This is a genomic window from Tsukamurella pulmonis (assembly GCF_900103175.1).
Lineage (GTDB): Bacteria > Actinomycetota > Actinomycetes > Mycobacteriales > Mycobacteriaceae > Tsukamurella > Tsukamurella pulmonis.
Genome location: NZ_FNLF01000002.1, coordinates 4,034,664 through 4,047,926, shown reverse-complemented (window position 1 = coordinate 4,047,926; position 13,263 = coordinate 4,034,664). Strand labels below are relative to the sequence as shown.

15 protein-coding genes are annotated in these 13,263 nt (G+C 72.6%); 6 read left to right on the top strand and 9 right to left on the bottom strand.

Going from position 1 to position 13,263, the window contains the following annotated elements:
• Window positions 1–37 precede the first annotated feature (37 nt).
• Window positions 38–1,042: an AurF N-oxygenase family protein gene (locus tag BLQ62_RS19890; protein WP_068564695.1), complete on the top strand. Its 1,005-nt coding sequence runs from the start codon at window positions 38–40 to the stop codon at window positions 1,040–1,042.
• A gap of 49 nt (window positions 1,043–1,091) precedes the next feature.
• Here BLQ62_RS19890 and BLQ62_RS19885 read toward each other — a convergent pair whose 3' ends face one another.
• The 3 genes from BLQ62_RS19885 to BLQ62_RS19875 all read right to left on the bottom strand — a co-directional run bounded on the left by BLQ62_RS19885 (window position 1,092) and on the right by BLQ62_RS19875 (window position 3,844).
• Window positions 1,092–2,372, bottom strand: coding sequence for a DUF418 domain-containing protein (locus BLQ62_RS19885; protein WP_068528008.1), 1,281 nt, complete (start codon window positions 2,370–2,372; stop codon window positions 1,092–1,094).
• A gap of 85 nt (window positions 2,373–2,457) precedes the next feature.
• The gene (locus BLQ62_RS19880) at window positions 2,458–3,183 is read right to left on the bottom strand and encodes a GntR family transcriptional regulator (RefSeq protein WP_068528012.1); all 726 of its coding nucleotides are present in this window, start codon (window positions 3,181–3,183) and stop codon (window positions 2,458–2,460) included.
• Window positions 3,184–3,250: 67 nt separating this feature from the next.
• Window positions 3,251–3,844 (bottom strand): alpha-ketoglutarate-dependent dioxygenase AlkB, encoded by a 594-nt coding sequence (locus tag BLQ62_RS19875; protein WP_068564426.1) that lies wholly within the window; start codon window positions 3,842–3,844, stop codon window positions 3,251–3,253.
• Window positions 3,845–3,904: 60 nt separating this feature from the next.
• Between BLQ62_RS19875 and BLQ62_RS19870 the strand changes: the two genes are divergently transcribed.
• Together BLQ62_RS19870 and BLQ62_RS19865 are read left to right on the top strand one after the other, a co-directional pair.
• Window positions 3,905–4,891 carry an LLM class F420-dependent oxidoreductase gene (locus BLQ62_RS19870; RefSeq protein ID WP_068528019.1) on the top strand — a complete coding sequence of 329 codons (987 nt, stop codon included), beginning with the start codon at window positions 3,905–3,907 and terminating at the stop codon, window positions 4,889–4,891.
• 44 nt (window positions 4,892–4,935) lie between these two features.
• Window positions 4,936–6,096 (top strand): GNAT family N-acetyltransferase, encoded by a 1,161-nt coding sequence (locus BLQ62_RS19865; protein WP_231857539.1) that lies wholly within the window; start codon window positions 4,936–4,938, stop codon window positions 6,094–6,096.
• 1 nt (window position 6,097) lies between these two features.
• Here the strand turns inward: BLQ62_RS19865 and BLQ62_RS19860 are convergent, their stop codons facing one another.
• Window positions 6,098–7,258: a pyridoxal phosphate-dependent aminotransferase gene (locus BLQ62_RS19860; protein WP_068528024.1), complete on the bottom strand. Its 1,161-nt coding sequence runs from the start codon at window positions 7,256–7,258 to the stop codon at window positions 6,098–6,100.
• 38 nt (window positions 7,259–7,296) lie between these two features.
• Between BLQ62_RS19860 and BLQ62_RS19855 the strand changes: the two genes are divergently transcribed.
• Entirely contained in the window at window positions 7,297–8,604 is a 1,308-nt protein-coding gene (locus tag BLQ62_RS19855; RefSeq protein WP_068528028.1) for a phytoene desaturase family protein, read from the top strand.
• Window positions 8,605–8,632: 28 nt separating this feature from the next.
• On the opposite strand, the gene BLQ62_RS19850 is transcribed toward BLQ62_RS19855, so the two are convergent.
• The 4 genes from BLQ62_RS19850 to BLQ62_RS19840 are packed head-to-tail and all read right to left on the bottom strand — an operon-like array spanning window position 8,633 to window position 10,529.
• Entirely contained in the window at window positions 8,633–9,142 is a 510-nt protein-coding gene (locus BLQ62_RS19850; RefSeq protein WP_139184262.1) for a hypothetical protein, read from the bottom strand.
• Window positions 9,143–9,202: 60 nt separating this feature from the next.
• A complete protein-coding gene (locus BLQ62_RS23930) occupies window positions 9,203–9,349 on the bottom strand; it encodes a hypothetical protein (RefSeq protein ID WP_156483175.1) in 147 nt (48 codons plus the stop codon).
• Entirely contained in the window at window positions 9,346–10,326 is a 981-nt protein-coding gene (locus tag BLQ62_RS19845) for an alpha/beta hydrolase family protein (RefSeq protein ID WP_115391318.1), read from the bottom strand. The genes BLQ62_RS23930 and BLQ62_RS19845 overlap by 4 nt, the downstream gene beginning before the upstream one ends.
• On the bottom strand, window positions 10,323–10,529 hold the full coding sequence (locus BLQ62_RS19840; protein WP_068528036.1) for a hypothetical protein: 207 nt from the start codon (window positions 10,527–10,529) through the stop codon (window positions 10,323–10,325). The genes BLQ62_RS19845 and BLQ62_RS19840 overlap by 4 nt, the downstream gene beginning before the upstream one ends.
• A 232-nt stretch (window positions 10,530–10,761) precedes the next feature.
• Between BLQ62_RS19840 and BLQ62_RS19835 the strand changes: the two genes are divergently transcribed.
• Entirely contained in the window at window positions 10,762–11,532 is a 771-nt protein-coding gene (locus BLQ62_RS19835; RefSeq protein WP_082756225.1) for a helix-turn-helix transcriptional regulator, read from the top strand.
• A gap of 109 nt (window positions 11,533–11,641) precedes the next feature.
• Window positions 11,642–12,883, top strand: coding sequence for a PucR family transcriptional regulator (locus BLQ62_RS19830; protein ID WP_068564430.1), 1,242 nt, complete (start codon window positions 11,642–11,644; stop codon window positions 12,881–12,883).
• Here BLQ62_RS19830 and BLQ62_RS23925 read toward each other — a convergent pair.
• Complete coding sequence (locus tag BLQ62_RS23925; protein WP_156483176.1) at window positions 12,823–13,179, bottom strand: superantigen-like protein SSL4; 357 nt, start codon at window positions 13,177–13,179, stop codon at window positions 12,823–12,825. The genes BLQ62_RS19830 and BLQ62_RS23925 overlap by 61 nt on opposite strands.
• Window positions 13,180–13,263 lie beyond the last annotated feature (84 nt).

The window sequence follows — 13,263 nt, the reverse complement described above, 5'->3', positions numbered from 1 at the left end:
ACAGTTCTTAACGAAGTGTCTATCTCACGAGGTGATCATGGTTGACATCGCTCACACCGGCGTCGACGACGCGCCCATCAGCGGCGCCCGCGCCGATTTCCACCGGACCCTGTCGGACCTCTCGACCGCATCGGTCGAGCGCAACTTCGACCCGTACCGCGACATCGCCTGGGACTCGCCCGAGCTGGCGATCGACGAGCGCGATCCGCGGTGGGTGCTGCACCCCGAGCTCGACTACATCGGGCGCAGCCCCTGGTACCAGGCGCAGCCGCTGGAGCGGCGCATCGCCATGGGCATCTGGCGGCAGGCGAACCTGGTCAAGGCCGGCCTGCAGTTCGAGCAGGTGCTCATCGCCGCGCTGATGCAGTACTCGTTCGTGCAGCGCAACGGCTCCCCGGAGTTCCGCTACGCCACCCACGAGGCGCGCGAGGAGTGCAACCACACCCTCATGTTCCAGGAGTTCGTCAACCGCACGGGGCAGAAGGTCCCCGGCGCACCGCGCTGGTTCCGGGCCGTGATGCCGCGCCTGACCCGCGCCGCGGTATGGGCGCCCCCGGGCTTCTTCGTGGGTGTGCTCGGCGGCGAGGAGCCGATCGACCACATGCAGAAGCACCAACTGCGGGCCGCCGAGACGCAGCATCCCGCGATGACGGCGATCATCGCGATCCACGTGGCGGAGGAGGCCCGGCACATCTCGTTCGCGCACCAGTTGCTCGGGTACCAGGTGCCGAGGATGAGTCGCGTGCAGCGCGGCATCCTCTCGGTGGTGACGCCGCTGGTCATGTGGTCGCTCAACAACGTGATCATGGTGCCGCCCAAGCAGTTCTGGGAGACCTTCGACGTGCCCGCCGAGGTGCGCAAGGAGATCTTCTGGCGCGACCCGGCCACCCGCCGCATGCGCGCCGAGGTCTTCGGCGACGTCCGCGCACTGGCGGAGCGCATCGGCCTGATGAATCCCGTCTCCCGCCGCGTGTGGTCGGCGCTGGGAATCAGTGGCCGCCCGTCGCGGTTCCGCGGCGAGCCGCAGTACGAGGCGATCTGACAGTGCCCGGCAGGGTGCCGTGCGTTCGCCGCGGTCCCGCCCGTGTGACCTACGGCGTGCTCTCGCTCGCCGGCGCCCCGGTCACCGGTCGCGGGTAGGCCAGGCGTCGCAGTAGCTGCTCCGCGGGGCCGCGCCGGCCCAGGCGTTCCCAGTGCACGGCGAGCGCCACCGTCGCCGCCCACACGGCGATCGCGAACACGGCGCCGGACCAGTCGGACAGATACCCGCCCCAGCCCAGTCCCCAGGCCGCGAGCACAGGGGAGAACACGACGGACTGCGCGAGATAGCCGCTCAGGGAGCGCTTCCCGAGCGCCTGCACCGCGTCGGCGAAGCCCTGCAGGCGACCCCGTGTCGCGCCCGGCGTCGCTCGCGCCCGCTCGATCCGCACGGCGATCAGGCCGAACAACGCGACGTAACCGAGCCCGCCGAACAGCCCGCCGAGGGTGTACAGCGGCAGGAAGAACCAGTCCGCCGTGCGACTGACGGGCAGGGTGCCGAGATTCTGCAGTGCCAGTACCAGTCCTGTGGCCCATCCGAGGGCGATCCCGCCGACGGCGCACCGCCGGAGCAGCGGGAGGTGGGACGCGGGGGCGTCCAGGACACGGTGCCGGGCCGCGAGCATGCCGAGCAGGACGGCGATCGGCACGATCAGCCCGAGCACCGTCCCCGGCACCACGAGCGCCGCCCACGTGGTGATGCGCTCGGTCAGAGCCGCCCAGAATCCCGGGATCGCGTTCGCATCGAGTCCGCCGGCGGCAATGCTGCCGTCACCGGGTTGCGGCGTGGCCGGACCGAGCAACGGGAGCACGGCGAGCGACGCGGACAGCGCGAGCAGGACGCCGGCCCAGATCGCGATCACGCGGTCCGAGCGGGTGAGGAACAGCCCCACCAGGACGAGCCCGACGATCGCGTATCCGCCGAGGATGTCGCCGTACCAGAGCAGCGCGGCGTGCACGAAGCCGAACGCCAGCATCCACCAGTGGCGCCGCCGTAGCAGGCGTCGCGCGTCGCGCGGCTCGGTGCCCGCGGCCCGTTGGCGGGAGAACAACTGGACGATGCCGTACCCGAACAGGAACGCGAACATCGGGTAGATGCGGCTGTCGACGGCCGTGATCCCGACGGTCTGCACGATCCGATCGGCCAGTGAGCCGCCGGTTCCGTGCGCGCCGGTGCCGGTGGGGCGGTCCCACAGGAACGCCGGGACGTTCGCCACCGCGATGAGGACGAGCATGAAACCGCGCGCGAAGTCCGGCGCGATGCTGCGGCTCCCCAGCATGGAGGTCGGTGCGGCGACGGAGGGATGTACTTCGTCACCCGGGGGCGAGGTCATGCCACCGAAACTAGAGCCTGCCCCGGAGGCGCGGTCCACCGGAGGCGTGATCCGAGCGCTGGCGGACGCCCGGCGGTCCGCACGGTCAGTGCGATTCGGCGGTCTCGGTGACGGTCATCTGCACCTGGTAGCGGTCGGAGCGGTACCAGGAGTAGCTGTGCTCCACGCGGGTGGTTCCCGCGAAGGCGACGCGGTCGAAGGCCAGCAACGGCGTCCCCGAGGGCACGCCCAGGACGCGCCCCAGCTCACCGTCGGAGGCGATGGCGCCGATGGACTGCTCGGCCCGGTCGATCCCGTACCCGTACTCGGTGCGCAGCAGCTGGTAGATCGATTGCGTCAGGTCGTGCCCGTCCATCCCCGGCGCGATGGCCTGCGGGTACCAGGCGTCGTCGACGGAGATCGGCACGCCGTCGGCGAGCCGCAGGCGCTTGACGTGGTACGCCTTGTCGGCCGCGCGGATCTGCAGGGCGGAGGTGGTCGACGGTGGCGGCACCCGCAGCTCGGTCTGCAGCACGACGGTGGACGGATTGCGGCCCAGGCGGCGCATGTCCTCGTGGAAGGAGGCGAGGTGCAGCCGCGACCGCGCGGGCCGGTCCGCCACGAAGGTGCCCTTGCCGCGGATCCGCACCAGCGTGCCCTCCGCGACGAGCTGGCGCAGCGCCTCGCGCACCGTGATCCGCGAGACGCCGTACTCCTCGCACAGCTGCCGCTCGCTGGGCAGTGCGGCGCCCGGCTCGAGATCGTCCGTGCAGCGCTGCTCGAGGAGCGCGCGGAGCTGCTCGTGCTTCGGAATCGGGCCGTCCGCGATCATGGGGTCATCTTGTCACACCAGGTCATGACCAATCCGGTTTTATGAAGGCTGCACAACGATCTGCGGCTCAGCGGACGCCGGCCACCCGGAACTGGATGCTGATCCGCGGCCCGGCGTGCGGCACCTTCGGCACGGCGTGCTCCCAGGTGCGTTGCGCGGAGCCGCCCATGGCCAGCAGATCGCCGTGGCCGATCGAGAGCTTCGTGCTGGCGCCGCCGCCCCGCGGGCGCAGCAGGAACGGCCGGGTCGCGCCCAGCGAGACGATCGCGACGATCGTGTCGTGCGTGGCACCGCGGCCGATCGTGTCGCCGTGCCAGGCCACCGAATCGCCCCCGTCGCGGTACAGGCACAGCCCGACCGAGGTGAACGGCTCGCGCAGCTCGTCCCAGTACAGCTCCGTGAGCCGGTCCCGCGTGCGGGCCAGCTCCGGGTGCGGGAGCGGCGCGCCCGTGTCGTAGTGCCGCAGCAGTCGCGGCACCGGCAGGGTGCGCTCGTACATCCGGCGGCGCTCCTCGACCCAGGGCACGTCACGACTGAGCGCGGCGAACAGCGCGTCCGCGTCGGGCTGCCAGCCGGCGCGCACGTCGAGCCACGCCCCGTCGGTCAGCTCCCGGCGGTGCGGGGCGAGGGGGACGGCGTCGTCGAACAGCGAATCCTGCATCGGGGCTCACGATAGGAGGACCGACTGACAAGTCCGGAGCGACCTCCGTAGGGTTGAGACGTGCGATTCGGACTCTTCCTCCCGCAAGGCTGGCGCTTCGACCTCGTCGGCATCGATCCCGCGGACCACTGGTCCGTCATGAACGGCCTCGCCCAGCGGGCCGACGCCGGCCCCTGGGACTCGGTGTGGGTCTACGACCACTTCCACACCACTCCGGTCGCCAGCCGCGAGGCCACGCACGAGGCGTGGACCCTGATGTCGGCGCTGGCCGCGACCACGAACCGGGTCAAGCTCGGCCAGATGTGCACGGCCATGAGCTACCGCAACCCGGCCTACCTGGCGAAGGTGGCCGCCACCGTCGACCTGATCTCCGGCGGCCGCACCCAGATGGGCATCGGCGGCGGCTGGTACGAGCACGAGTGGCGCGCCTACGGCTACGGCTTCCCGTCGGCGGGGGAGCGGCTCGGCCGCCTCGACGAGGGCGTGCAGATCCTCAAGCAGGCCTGGGCCGAGGGCTCGGCCACGCTGGACGGGAAGTACTACCAGGTCGACGGTGCCATCGTCGAGCCCCGGCCGCTGCAGGACGGCGGCATCCCGCTGTGGGTCGCGGGCGGCGGCGAGAAGAAGACGCTGCGGATCGCGGCGCAGTACGCCGACTACACCAACTTCGACGGCACCTTCGAGGGCTTCGCCCACAAGTCGGAGGTGCTCCGCAAGCACTGTGCCGACCTGGGCCGCGACTTCGACGCCATCACCCGGTCCGCGAACTACAACATCACGATCGGCGAGGCCGCGCGCGATGTGCAGACCCGGCTCGACGAGACCCGCAATCGGCTGCTCGAGCACGTGCCGGAGGCCGCGGTCGACGGCGAGATGGGCGCCTACCTCGGCATGCCGGGCGTGGGGACCCCGGGGGACATCGTGGCCAACCTCAAGCGGCTCGAGGCCGAGGGCATGACCTACGCGATCTGCTACTTCCCCGAGATCGCCTACGACACCTCGGGGCTGGAGCTGTTCGAGAAGGAAGTCATCCCCGAGTTCCGCTGATCGGCACCCGCGGTGGGCGGCCGTATCCAGTACCTTGGATCGACGTGACGGATCACCGGCGTAGACCCCCGCGGCATCGCGCGCAGCCGATGGCGTTCCGGGCGGGCGGGGAGACGGGCGCCGCGTCCATGCCCACGGGAGTGCCGCTCGCCGAGCGCGACTTCTTCGTCGAGGAGTTCCGCGGGATCACCATCGTGGTGGCGCTGCCGGTCCTGACGGACGAGGGGCTGGCCGCGGTGCAGCGCACCATCGACGGGTTCGGACCGGGGGACACCCGCTTCGTCTTCGTGGTCCCCGAGCCCCGGAGGGCCGCCACGGTGGACGCCGTCGACGGCCTGTCCGTGACCGGCGCGGCGGAATGGAACGACGAGGCCGTCGCCGAACTGTGGCTCGCCGTCGCGGACTCCGCGCGGGTCGTCCTCGGCGTGCAGGAGGGCGCCGTCGCGCGCACCGCGGGCACGGTCTCCGCGAGCGTGCGCGCGGCGAAGACGGTGCTCACCGATCCCGGGGGCGGGTGGGGCGCGCCGCCGCGCAGCTACGCCGACATCGACGTGCACCGCGATTCCCTCGCGGCGCACCTGGCCGAGCGCGCCCTGGACGACTACGTTCCGGCTGCGCAGGAGGCCCTGGCCGGCGGCGCGTACAGCGTGAACCTCTGCCGTGCCGAGGATCTCGACGTCGAGCTGCTCACCTTCAACGGCCGCGGAACCGTGCTGACCCAGGGGCGTTACCTGCACATCGAACCGCTGCGCGTCGACGACCTCCCGGCGGTGGAGGCGCTGGTCGAGCAGGGCGTGCAGGACGGAACCCTCAAGCCGCGCAGCCGGTTCCAGATCGCCGCGATGGCGGCCGGGGGCATCGGCGCGCGCGTGCTCCGGACGGGGCACCTCGCGGGCATCGTCGGGCTGGACGTGGACCGCTACGCCGGAACGGGATTCGGTGAGGTCTCCGGGCTGATGACGGTCGCCGAGTTCTCCGGTCTCGGCGCCGGTGGTCTGCTCATGGACGGGCTGTTGGCGATGTGCCGGGAGCGCGGCGTCTCACAGCTCTTCGCGGTCACCGTCAGTGCGCAGGCGGCCGAGTTCTTCGCCCGCCGAGGGTTCCACGAGGTGACGCAGCGGGACGTCCCGGCCGCGAAATGGGACGGCTACGAGCCCGATCGGCTCGACGTGGCACGGTGTTTCGTGCGCGCGGTGCCGCTCTGACTCAGCCGCGCAGCGCGCCGAGCCGCCGCGCCCCCTCGACGAGGACCTCCTCGCGCTTGGCGAAGGCGAAGCGCAGCAGGTGGCCCCAGCGGGCCCGGTCGTCGGCCAACGCGCTCACCGGCACCGCGGCCACGCCGATCCGCGCCGGCATCTCCCGGCAGAGCGTGCCGGCATCGTCGAAGCCGAGGGCGCGGGCATCCGCCACGACGAAGTACGTGCCCTCCGAGGGATGCACGCCGAAGCCCGCCTCGCGCAGCGACGCGGTGAGCAGGTCGCGGCCCTCCTGCAGTGCGGGCGAGAGCTTCTCGAGCCAGGACCGCTCGTGCTCCAGCGCGTGCGCGACGGCGTGCTGCAGCGGCGCCGCCCCGGTGAAGGTCAGCCACTGCTTGGCGGCGCGGCAGGCGTCGGCGAGCTCGCGCGGGGCGGTGATCCAGCCGACCTTCCAGCCCGTGACGTTGAAGGCCTTGGCGGCGCCCGAGATCCGGACCGTGCGCGAGCGCATGCCGTCGAAGGCGGCGAGCGGGCGGTGCACGCGGCCGTCGAAGAGCAGGTACTCGTAGACCTCGTCGGTGAAGCACAACAGGTCGCGCTCCACGCACAGCTCGGCGATGGCCCGCAGGTCCTCGTCGTCGAGCACGGTGCCTGTGGGGTTGTGCGGGGAGTTGACGATGATCGCCGCGGTCCGCTCGGTGACCGCGGCGCGCAGCAGCGCCGGGTCGAGCCGGTAGCGCCCGCCGTCCTCGACCAGCGGCACGACGACGCGCTGCGCCCCGGCCAGCGCGACGGTCGCGGCGTACGAGTCGTAGAACGGCTCGATGAGGATGACCTCCTGGCCGGGCTCGACCAGGCCCAGCACCGCGGCCGCGATCCCCTCGGAGGCGCCGACGGTGACCAGCACCTCCCCGTCGGGGTCGTAGCGCAGGCCGTACTCGCGCTCGACCTGTGCCGCGACGGCGCGCCGCAGCTCGGGTAGGCCGTCGCCGGGCGGGTACTGGTTCATACCGCCGTCGATCGCGGCCTTCGCGGCGGCCAGCATCCCGGCGGGCCCGTCCGTGTCCGGGAAGCCCTGGCCCAGGTTGACGGCGTCGTGCTCGGCGGCGAGCGCCGAGATCTCCGCGAAGATCGTCGACGTGAAGGGCTGGAGGCGTCGGACGGTGCGCATGCCCGCAGCCTAGTGGCCCGCAGCGCTACCGTGGGGGCATGACCTCCGCCGTCGTCGTCGGATCGGGGCCCAACGGGCTCACCGCAGCCGCGTGCCTGGCGCGCGCCGGCCTGGAGGTGACGGTGCTGGAGGCCGAGCCCACGATCGGCGGTGCCTGCCGCTCGGACTCGTTGCGGGGGACGGTGGTGGACCGGTTCTCGACGGGCCACCCGCTCGCCCACGCCTCGCCCGCGTTGCGCGAGGTGGGCCTCGACATCGAGTGGGGCACCGCCCCGATCGACGTGGCCCACCCGCTCTCGCCCGACCCGGCCGACGCCGTCGGCACCCTCGCCGACGTCCCGGACTGCGGGCCCGAGGTCATGCCGGTCTTCTTCGGGCCGCTGACCGCCGTGCCGCGACATCCGGTGGTCGCGACCCGGTGGGGTCCGCGCTTCCTGCTCCCCGCCACGGCCACCGCGGCCGCCCTGGGCCGCGTGGGTGGTGCCGTCTTCGCCGGGGTCGCAGCGCATTCCATCGCACCGCAGCACCTGCCGATGACCAGCTCGATCGGCTACCTGCTCTCCGGGGTGCGTCCCTGGCCCGTGCCCCTCGGCGGCTCGCAGCGGATCTCCGACGCGCTCGCGCGGGTCGTCGAGGCGCACGGCGGCCGGCTGCGCACCGGCGAGCGGGTGACGGCACTGCCCGACGCCGACGTCGTCGTCCTGGACACCGGCCTGCCCGCCGCGCGGGAACTGCTCGGCGACCGCGCGCCGCGGTGGCTGCGGCGCCGCGCCGCGCAATGGCGTTTCGGGCCCGCGGCGTTCAAGGTGGATCTGGTGGTCGACGGCGGGATCCCCTGGACCCATGCGGAACTCCGACGGTCCGCGTTCGTCCATCTGGGCGGCACCGCGCGCGAGATCGCGGCCAAGGAGCTGATGGTCAATCGCGGGCGGATGCCCGCGCGGCCGGTGATCATCCTGTCTCAGCAGTACCTCGCCGATCCTTCGCGCTGCCACGGCGATCTCACGCCCGTGTCGATGTACGCCCACTGCCCCAACGGTTTTCCGGGTGATCTCACCGAGTCGATCATCGCCGAGGTGGAGCGGCACGCGCCGGGGGTGCGGGAGCGGATCGTCGAGACGCGCGCCGTCGGGCCCGCGGGCCTGCAGGCGGTGAACGCGAACCTCGTCGGCGGCGACATCGCGGCCGGCGCCGCCGTGCCCGCGCAACTGGTGCGCCGCCCGACGCTGGTGGACCCCTACCGCCTCACCGATCGGGTGTTCCTGTGCTCCTCCGCCGCCGGCGCCCCCGGCGTGCACGGGATGGTCGGGTGGCACGCGGCCGCCTCGGTGCTGCGCACTCTGTGACGGCGACCGAGGCGACCGCAAGGAGGGGTCAGCTGATCTGGCAGACCCACCCGCCCTGGTCATCCGGGACGTAGACGCCGGAGACGCCCATGCCGGTCGTGCAGGGCGAGCCGCCCGGGTCGTCGTCGCGGACCTGCGGATCGGTGGTCGGGGCGGTCCCGTTCTCGTCGGGATCATCGCCCGCGCCGTGATTGGGATTGCAGATGCTGCCCCGGTCGGGGCCGGTGCAATCCGTCTCCAGCTGGCCGCTGTCGGGGGCCTGCGTCGTGGGCGCGCCGGGCTTGGCCGTCACGGTGCGGGTCGGACCCGGCTTCTGGGTGACGGTCTTCGTGGGCCCCTGGTGTCCGCCGCCACCGGTGCCCGCGGCGGGCTTGTCCGGCTTTCCCGCGGCGGCCGTCGGATGGTGGGGTGCGGCGGAGGAACTGGACGGTGCCGTCGACGAGGTCGTCGAAGCGGGCGTGGAGTCGTCCGAGCAGCCTGCGCTCAGCAGGACGAGTGCGGCGATGCTCGCGATCGTCGCGATGGAGTGCTTGCGCATCATGTCTTCCTTTCGTGCTGGGGGGTGTCGTCGGTGCGGAGGGGAGGTGGTGGCCGGGAATCACCCCTTCCCGATCGCGGTGGCTCTCCGCTCGACGGCGAAGCCGCCGAGAACCGCCGGGATGAGGGACAGCGTGACCCGCACCGCGTCCACCTTCGCGAGCGATGCAGCGGTGGGGAGGGGCGCGCGGCGGATCCGTCGACTCACGCCCCGGCTCCTGCCGGCACCGCCCGCGGGCCGTGCTCGGCGACGGTGGCGATCGCGCTCGCGATCATGGGCCACCACGTGGTGCGGACGTCGATGACCTCGCCGTGGCCCGTCTGCGGGATCTCGATGAGCGCGGAGCTTCCGCCCTTGCGGCGCAGTGCCTCCACGTACTCGGCGGCCTCCCGCGGCGGTACGACGGAGTCGTCGGTGCCGGTGATCGCGACGACCGGGACGCGGGGATCCATCCGCTCGAGGGGATCCACCAGGCGGTAGCGGTCGGGGTACTGCTCCGGCGTGCCGCCCATCACGCGCAGGACGTGATCGTTCTTGGTGAGGGACAGCCGCATGTCGAGGACGCCCGCGAGCGAGACCACGGCGTGCGGGCGCACGACCGGGCGGGCCCCCGGCGCCCCGTCCGGGAGCGTCCCGCGTCCGGCGGTCCACGCAGCGAGCTGGCCGCCCGCGGAATGGCCGACGACGGTGACCCGGCTCAGATCGATCTCGGGGACGTGGGACTGAATCCGGGCGAGGTGATCGACTCCGGCGGCGAGGTCGGTGAAGGTGGTGGGCCAGCCGCCGCCGTCCCCGACGCGGCGGTAGTTCAGGCTCCACACCACGAAGCCGCGATCCGCGAGCGCCTGCGCGGCGGGCCGGACGTACTCGGCGGTCGCCCCGTTGAGCCATCCGCCGCCGTGGATCAGCACGATCGTGGGTGTCGCCGCCGCCGAGCCGTGCACCGCGGGGCGGAACAGATAGCCGCTCAGCGTGTCGCCGTCGACGCCGGGGACCGAGAGGTACTGGTGCGTGGTCACCGTGACCGTGCCGGGGGCCGCGGCTCGATCGCGGGCCTTGCGGTGGTCGAGCAGCGCCACCGCCGCGGCGGCCGACAGGAGGAGCGCCACGATGATCACGGCCGCCCAGCGCTGGGGACCGACGGACCGGTCCCTCCGGCGGGAGCTCCTCGCCTCGTTCGTCATCCGCGTGCGGCGATCCGGTAGCCACCCGCGCGCACGGTGACGGTGCCCCGTGCGCTCGTTCGTGACCGGACCGCCGGATCGCCCTGGGCGGTCACGACCTGCCGGCGGTCGAGTTCCCCGGACGTCGTCAGCGCGAAGCGCGCCGATTCGACCGCATCGGCGGCGGTGAGCGCGGCGGCTGCTGATCGGGGAGGGGGAGTCATGGCGGTCCTTGTCCGTGGTCGCTCCGATGGAAATCGCCTCATGCTAACCACATCTCACGCAGCGATCGAATGTATGAGATGTATTGTGCGGCTGCAAATCTGGCGGGTATCGCAGGGCGACACCGAGCCGTCCCGCCGGTGGTGGAACCGGACACCGGAGCAGTGTCGCCCGGGCGCTATCGTCGCGCTGTGCCGGCGGCCGGCGCGTGCATAGGATCGGTGGATGGGTGGCATGGATATCCGATTCGTCCGGCAGGACTTCGCGGAGAGCGTCGACTGGACGATCGCGGGGCAGCGCCACGAGGTGCTGATCTGGCGCGGCGGCACCGCGAACTCGAAGGAGTTCGCGTTCGCGAGCGGCTCGTCCGGGCGGATCGTTCCCGCACCGAGCAGTGTCTGGGTCGTGCCCGCCGGTGACAGCTCCACCGCGGTGGCGCGGCGCGCCGCGTACGACTTCGCCCGCGTCACCCTTCCCGCCGCGCTCTCCGCCTCGACAGCGCTCCTGCCCGTGGTGAGTCGACGGGATCCGTTGCTGCACCAGCTCGTCGACCGGATCGCGGGCATCGCCGATCGACGGGACGCCGTCGCACGGCTCCTGCGCGAATCGCTGCTCGACACGATGCGACTGCACATCCTGGATCAGTACGGTGAGCGGCCCGTCCCGCCAACCGCGCCGCGCGCGTTGGACCCCCGCGCCCTGGATCGCGTGGTGGAGATCCTCGACGATGCGGCCGACGCCGACATCGATCTCCGAGCGCTCGCCGCGGCGGAGGGGGTGTCCACCGACGCCTTCCGTCGCGCCTTCGTCCGCACCTTCCGGACGACTCCGCACAGGTACCTGCTGGATCGCCGGATCGCCAGGGCGCAAACGCTGCTCGTGACCACCAGCCTCTCGATGACGGAGATCAGTACCACCCTGGGGTTCGCGAGCCCCAGCCATTTCGCCGCGACCTTCAAGCGGAGGGTGGGGCGCACCCCCAGCGCGTATCGCGCGGCCCCGTGACACGCGTTTCACGACAGCCCGCTGTTTCGTGAAAGCGGCACCGCCGCCGCGGGCTTATGTTCGATGCGGCGCTCGTGACCCGTCGAGCGGGGGAGGAGGGAGCCGGCAAGTGTCCGCCGAGAGTCTCGCGCCGCTGCGGCGGGCGCCCGACCTGTACGACGACCAGTTCGCGCGCGTGCTGTCCGGTGCCGGTGCTGCGGAGCTCGTGGACGCCGTGGTGGACGGATATGACTGCGTCACAGCGGCGTTGGTGGTCGACGGTGCCGATTGCGAAGTGGCTCGCGCCCCCTTCGTGGCGGCGCTGGATCCCCGGCGCGACCGCTGGGTCCTCGACGCGGTGACGCAGGGGCGGCGCACCGGCCGGCCGGTGGTCCTGCCGCACGGACAGGGGCACGCGGTCTTCCACCCGGCGACGGTGTCGTGCCGCTGCGTGGGCGGGCTGCTCGTCCTCGTGCGGGGCGGCGTCGACGACGGGACCGTCGCCGCCGTCGGCCGGTTCGCGGGGCTGTTCGCTCTGATCGCGGCGCGCGACCTCGCCCTTCTGCAGCCGGGCGGCACCGTCGACCTTCCCGTGGTCGGTGACCTTCTGACGCACCACGGCGCGGTCGACGCGCCCCTGCGGGCACGGGCGGAGCGGGCGGGTATCGATCTGTCCGCGGCGTGGATCGTCGGGGTCGTGGGGCCGACCTCGCGGGCCGACCTGCGGAGGATTCGCGCGGTGCTCGGGGCGGGGCGCGGCGTCGACTTCGTGTCGGTGCTGGACGGGGTGGCGGTCGTCCTGTCGCGCGGAGGGGACGCCGCGGCGGCGGCCGCCGATGTCAGGGCCGAGATCCGGCGGGTGGTGGGGGCGGACGTGCTGGTGTGCGCCGCCGCGGTGGACGACGTGGAGGCCGGGGGCCTGGTCCGTGGGTACGAGGCGGCGGCCGGGGCGGAGAGGGTACTGCGATCGAGCGGCCGCCGGCGGGGTGCCGTCGACGTGGCCTCCCTGCCGGCCTACCTCCCGCTACTGAGGGCGCTCTCGTCGTCGGAGCTCGCGGAGTTCGTGCACTCGCTGCTCGGTCCGCTCCGGGAGTTCGACCGCGCGACCTCGTCCGACCTCGTCCGCACCCTCGCGGTGTTCTTCGAGGAGAACATGAACACGGCGGCCACCGCTCGACGGCTCGGTCTGCACCCCAACACGGTCGTCAAGCGGCAGCACCGCATCGCCGAGTTTCTCGGCGATGAGTGGGCGGACGGGGCGGCGGGCGTCAGTCTGAGGCTGGCGCTGAGCATCGACGCCCTCGCCGTCGATCAGCCCGGTCGGGACGTGGTGGGGGCGGCGGTGCCGTACGGGTCGTCGCCTGCACCGTGATTCGGGTTGGTGCAGATGGTGCCCTCGTCGGGCCCGCCGGTGCACGGCACGTCGTACTCGCTTCCCGGCCCCGTGGGGCGCGGGGCCGACGAGGGCGCCTGCGTGGGCGCGACCGTGACCGTCCGCGTCGGCGGCGCGGCCGGCGGGGGCGGGGCCTGATGGTGTGGTGACGTTCCGGTGGCGGTCGTCGCGGAGGGGGAGGTACTGGGCGCGGTCTCGGCCCCGTCGTCGGAGCAACCCGTCAGCACGAGCAGCGCGGCGACGCCCGTCGCGGCGGCGGTCCTGGTGCACTTCATGGTGTGTCTTCTCCGTTCTGGGGGTGAGCCCGTTCGGGGTGGACGCCGCCCCAGGGTAACCGTTCAGTCGCGCCACCGGATGGC

Excerpts from the sequence above, each read along its gene's own strand:
- BLQ62_RS19890 (WP_068564695.1), top strand. The coding sequence starts at position 38 with ATGGTTGACATCGCTCACACCGGCGTCGACGACGCGCCCATCAGCGGC.
- BLQ62_RS19885 (WP_068528008.1), bottom strand. The coding sequence starts at position 2,372 with ATGACCTCGCCCCCGGGTGACGAAGTACATCCCTCCGTCGCCGCACCG.
- BLQ62_RS19880 (WP_068528012.1), bottom strand. The coding sequence starts at position 3,183 with ATGATCGCGGACGGCCCGATTCCGAAGCACGAGCAGCTCCGCGCGCTC.
- BLQ62_RS19875 (WP_068564426.1), bottom strand. The coding sequence starts at position 3,844 with ATGCAGGATTCGCTGTTCGACGACGCCGTCCCCCTCGCCCCGCACCGC.
- BLQ62_RS19860 (WP_068528024.1), bottom strand. The coding sequence starts at position 7,258 with ATGCGCACCGTCCGACGCCTCCAGCCCTTCACGTCGACGATCTTCGCG.
- BLQ62_RS19855 (WP_068528028.1), top strand. The coding sequence starts at position 7,297 with ATGACCTCCGCCGTCGTCGTCGGATCGGGGCCCAACGGGCTCACCGCA.
- BLQ62_RS19850 (WP_139184262.1), bottom strand. The coding sequence starts at position 9,142 with ATGCGCAAGCACTCCATCGCGACGATCGCGAGCATCGCCGCACTCGTC.
- BLQ62_RS19845 (WP_115391318.1), bottom strand. The coding sequence starts at position 10,326 with ATGACGAACGAGGCGAGGAGCTCCCGCCGGAGGGACCGGTCCGTCGGT.
- BLQ62_RS19840 (WP_068528036.1), bottom strand. The coding sequence starts at position 10,529 with ATGACTCCCCCTCCCCGATCAGCAGCCGCCGCGCTCACCGCCGCCGAT.
- BLQ62_RS19835 (WP_082756225.1), top strand. The coding sequence starts at position 10,762 with ATGGATATCCGATTCGTCCGGCAGGACTTCGCGGAGAGCGTCGACTGG.
- BLQ62_RS23925 (WP_156483176.1), bottom strand. The coding sequence starts at position 13,179 with ATGAAGTGCACCAGGACCGCCGCCGCGACGGGCGTCGCCGCGCTGCTC.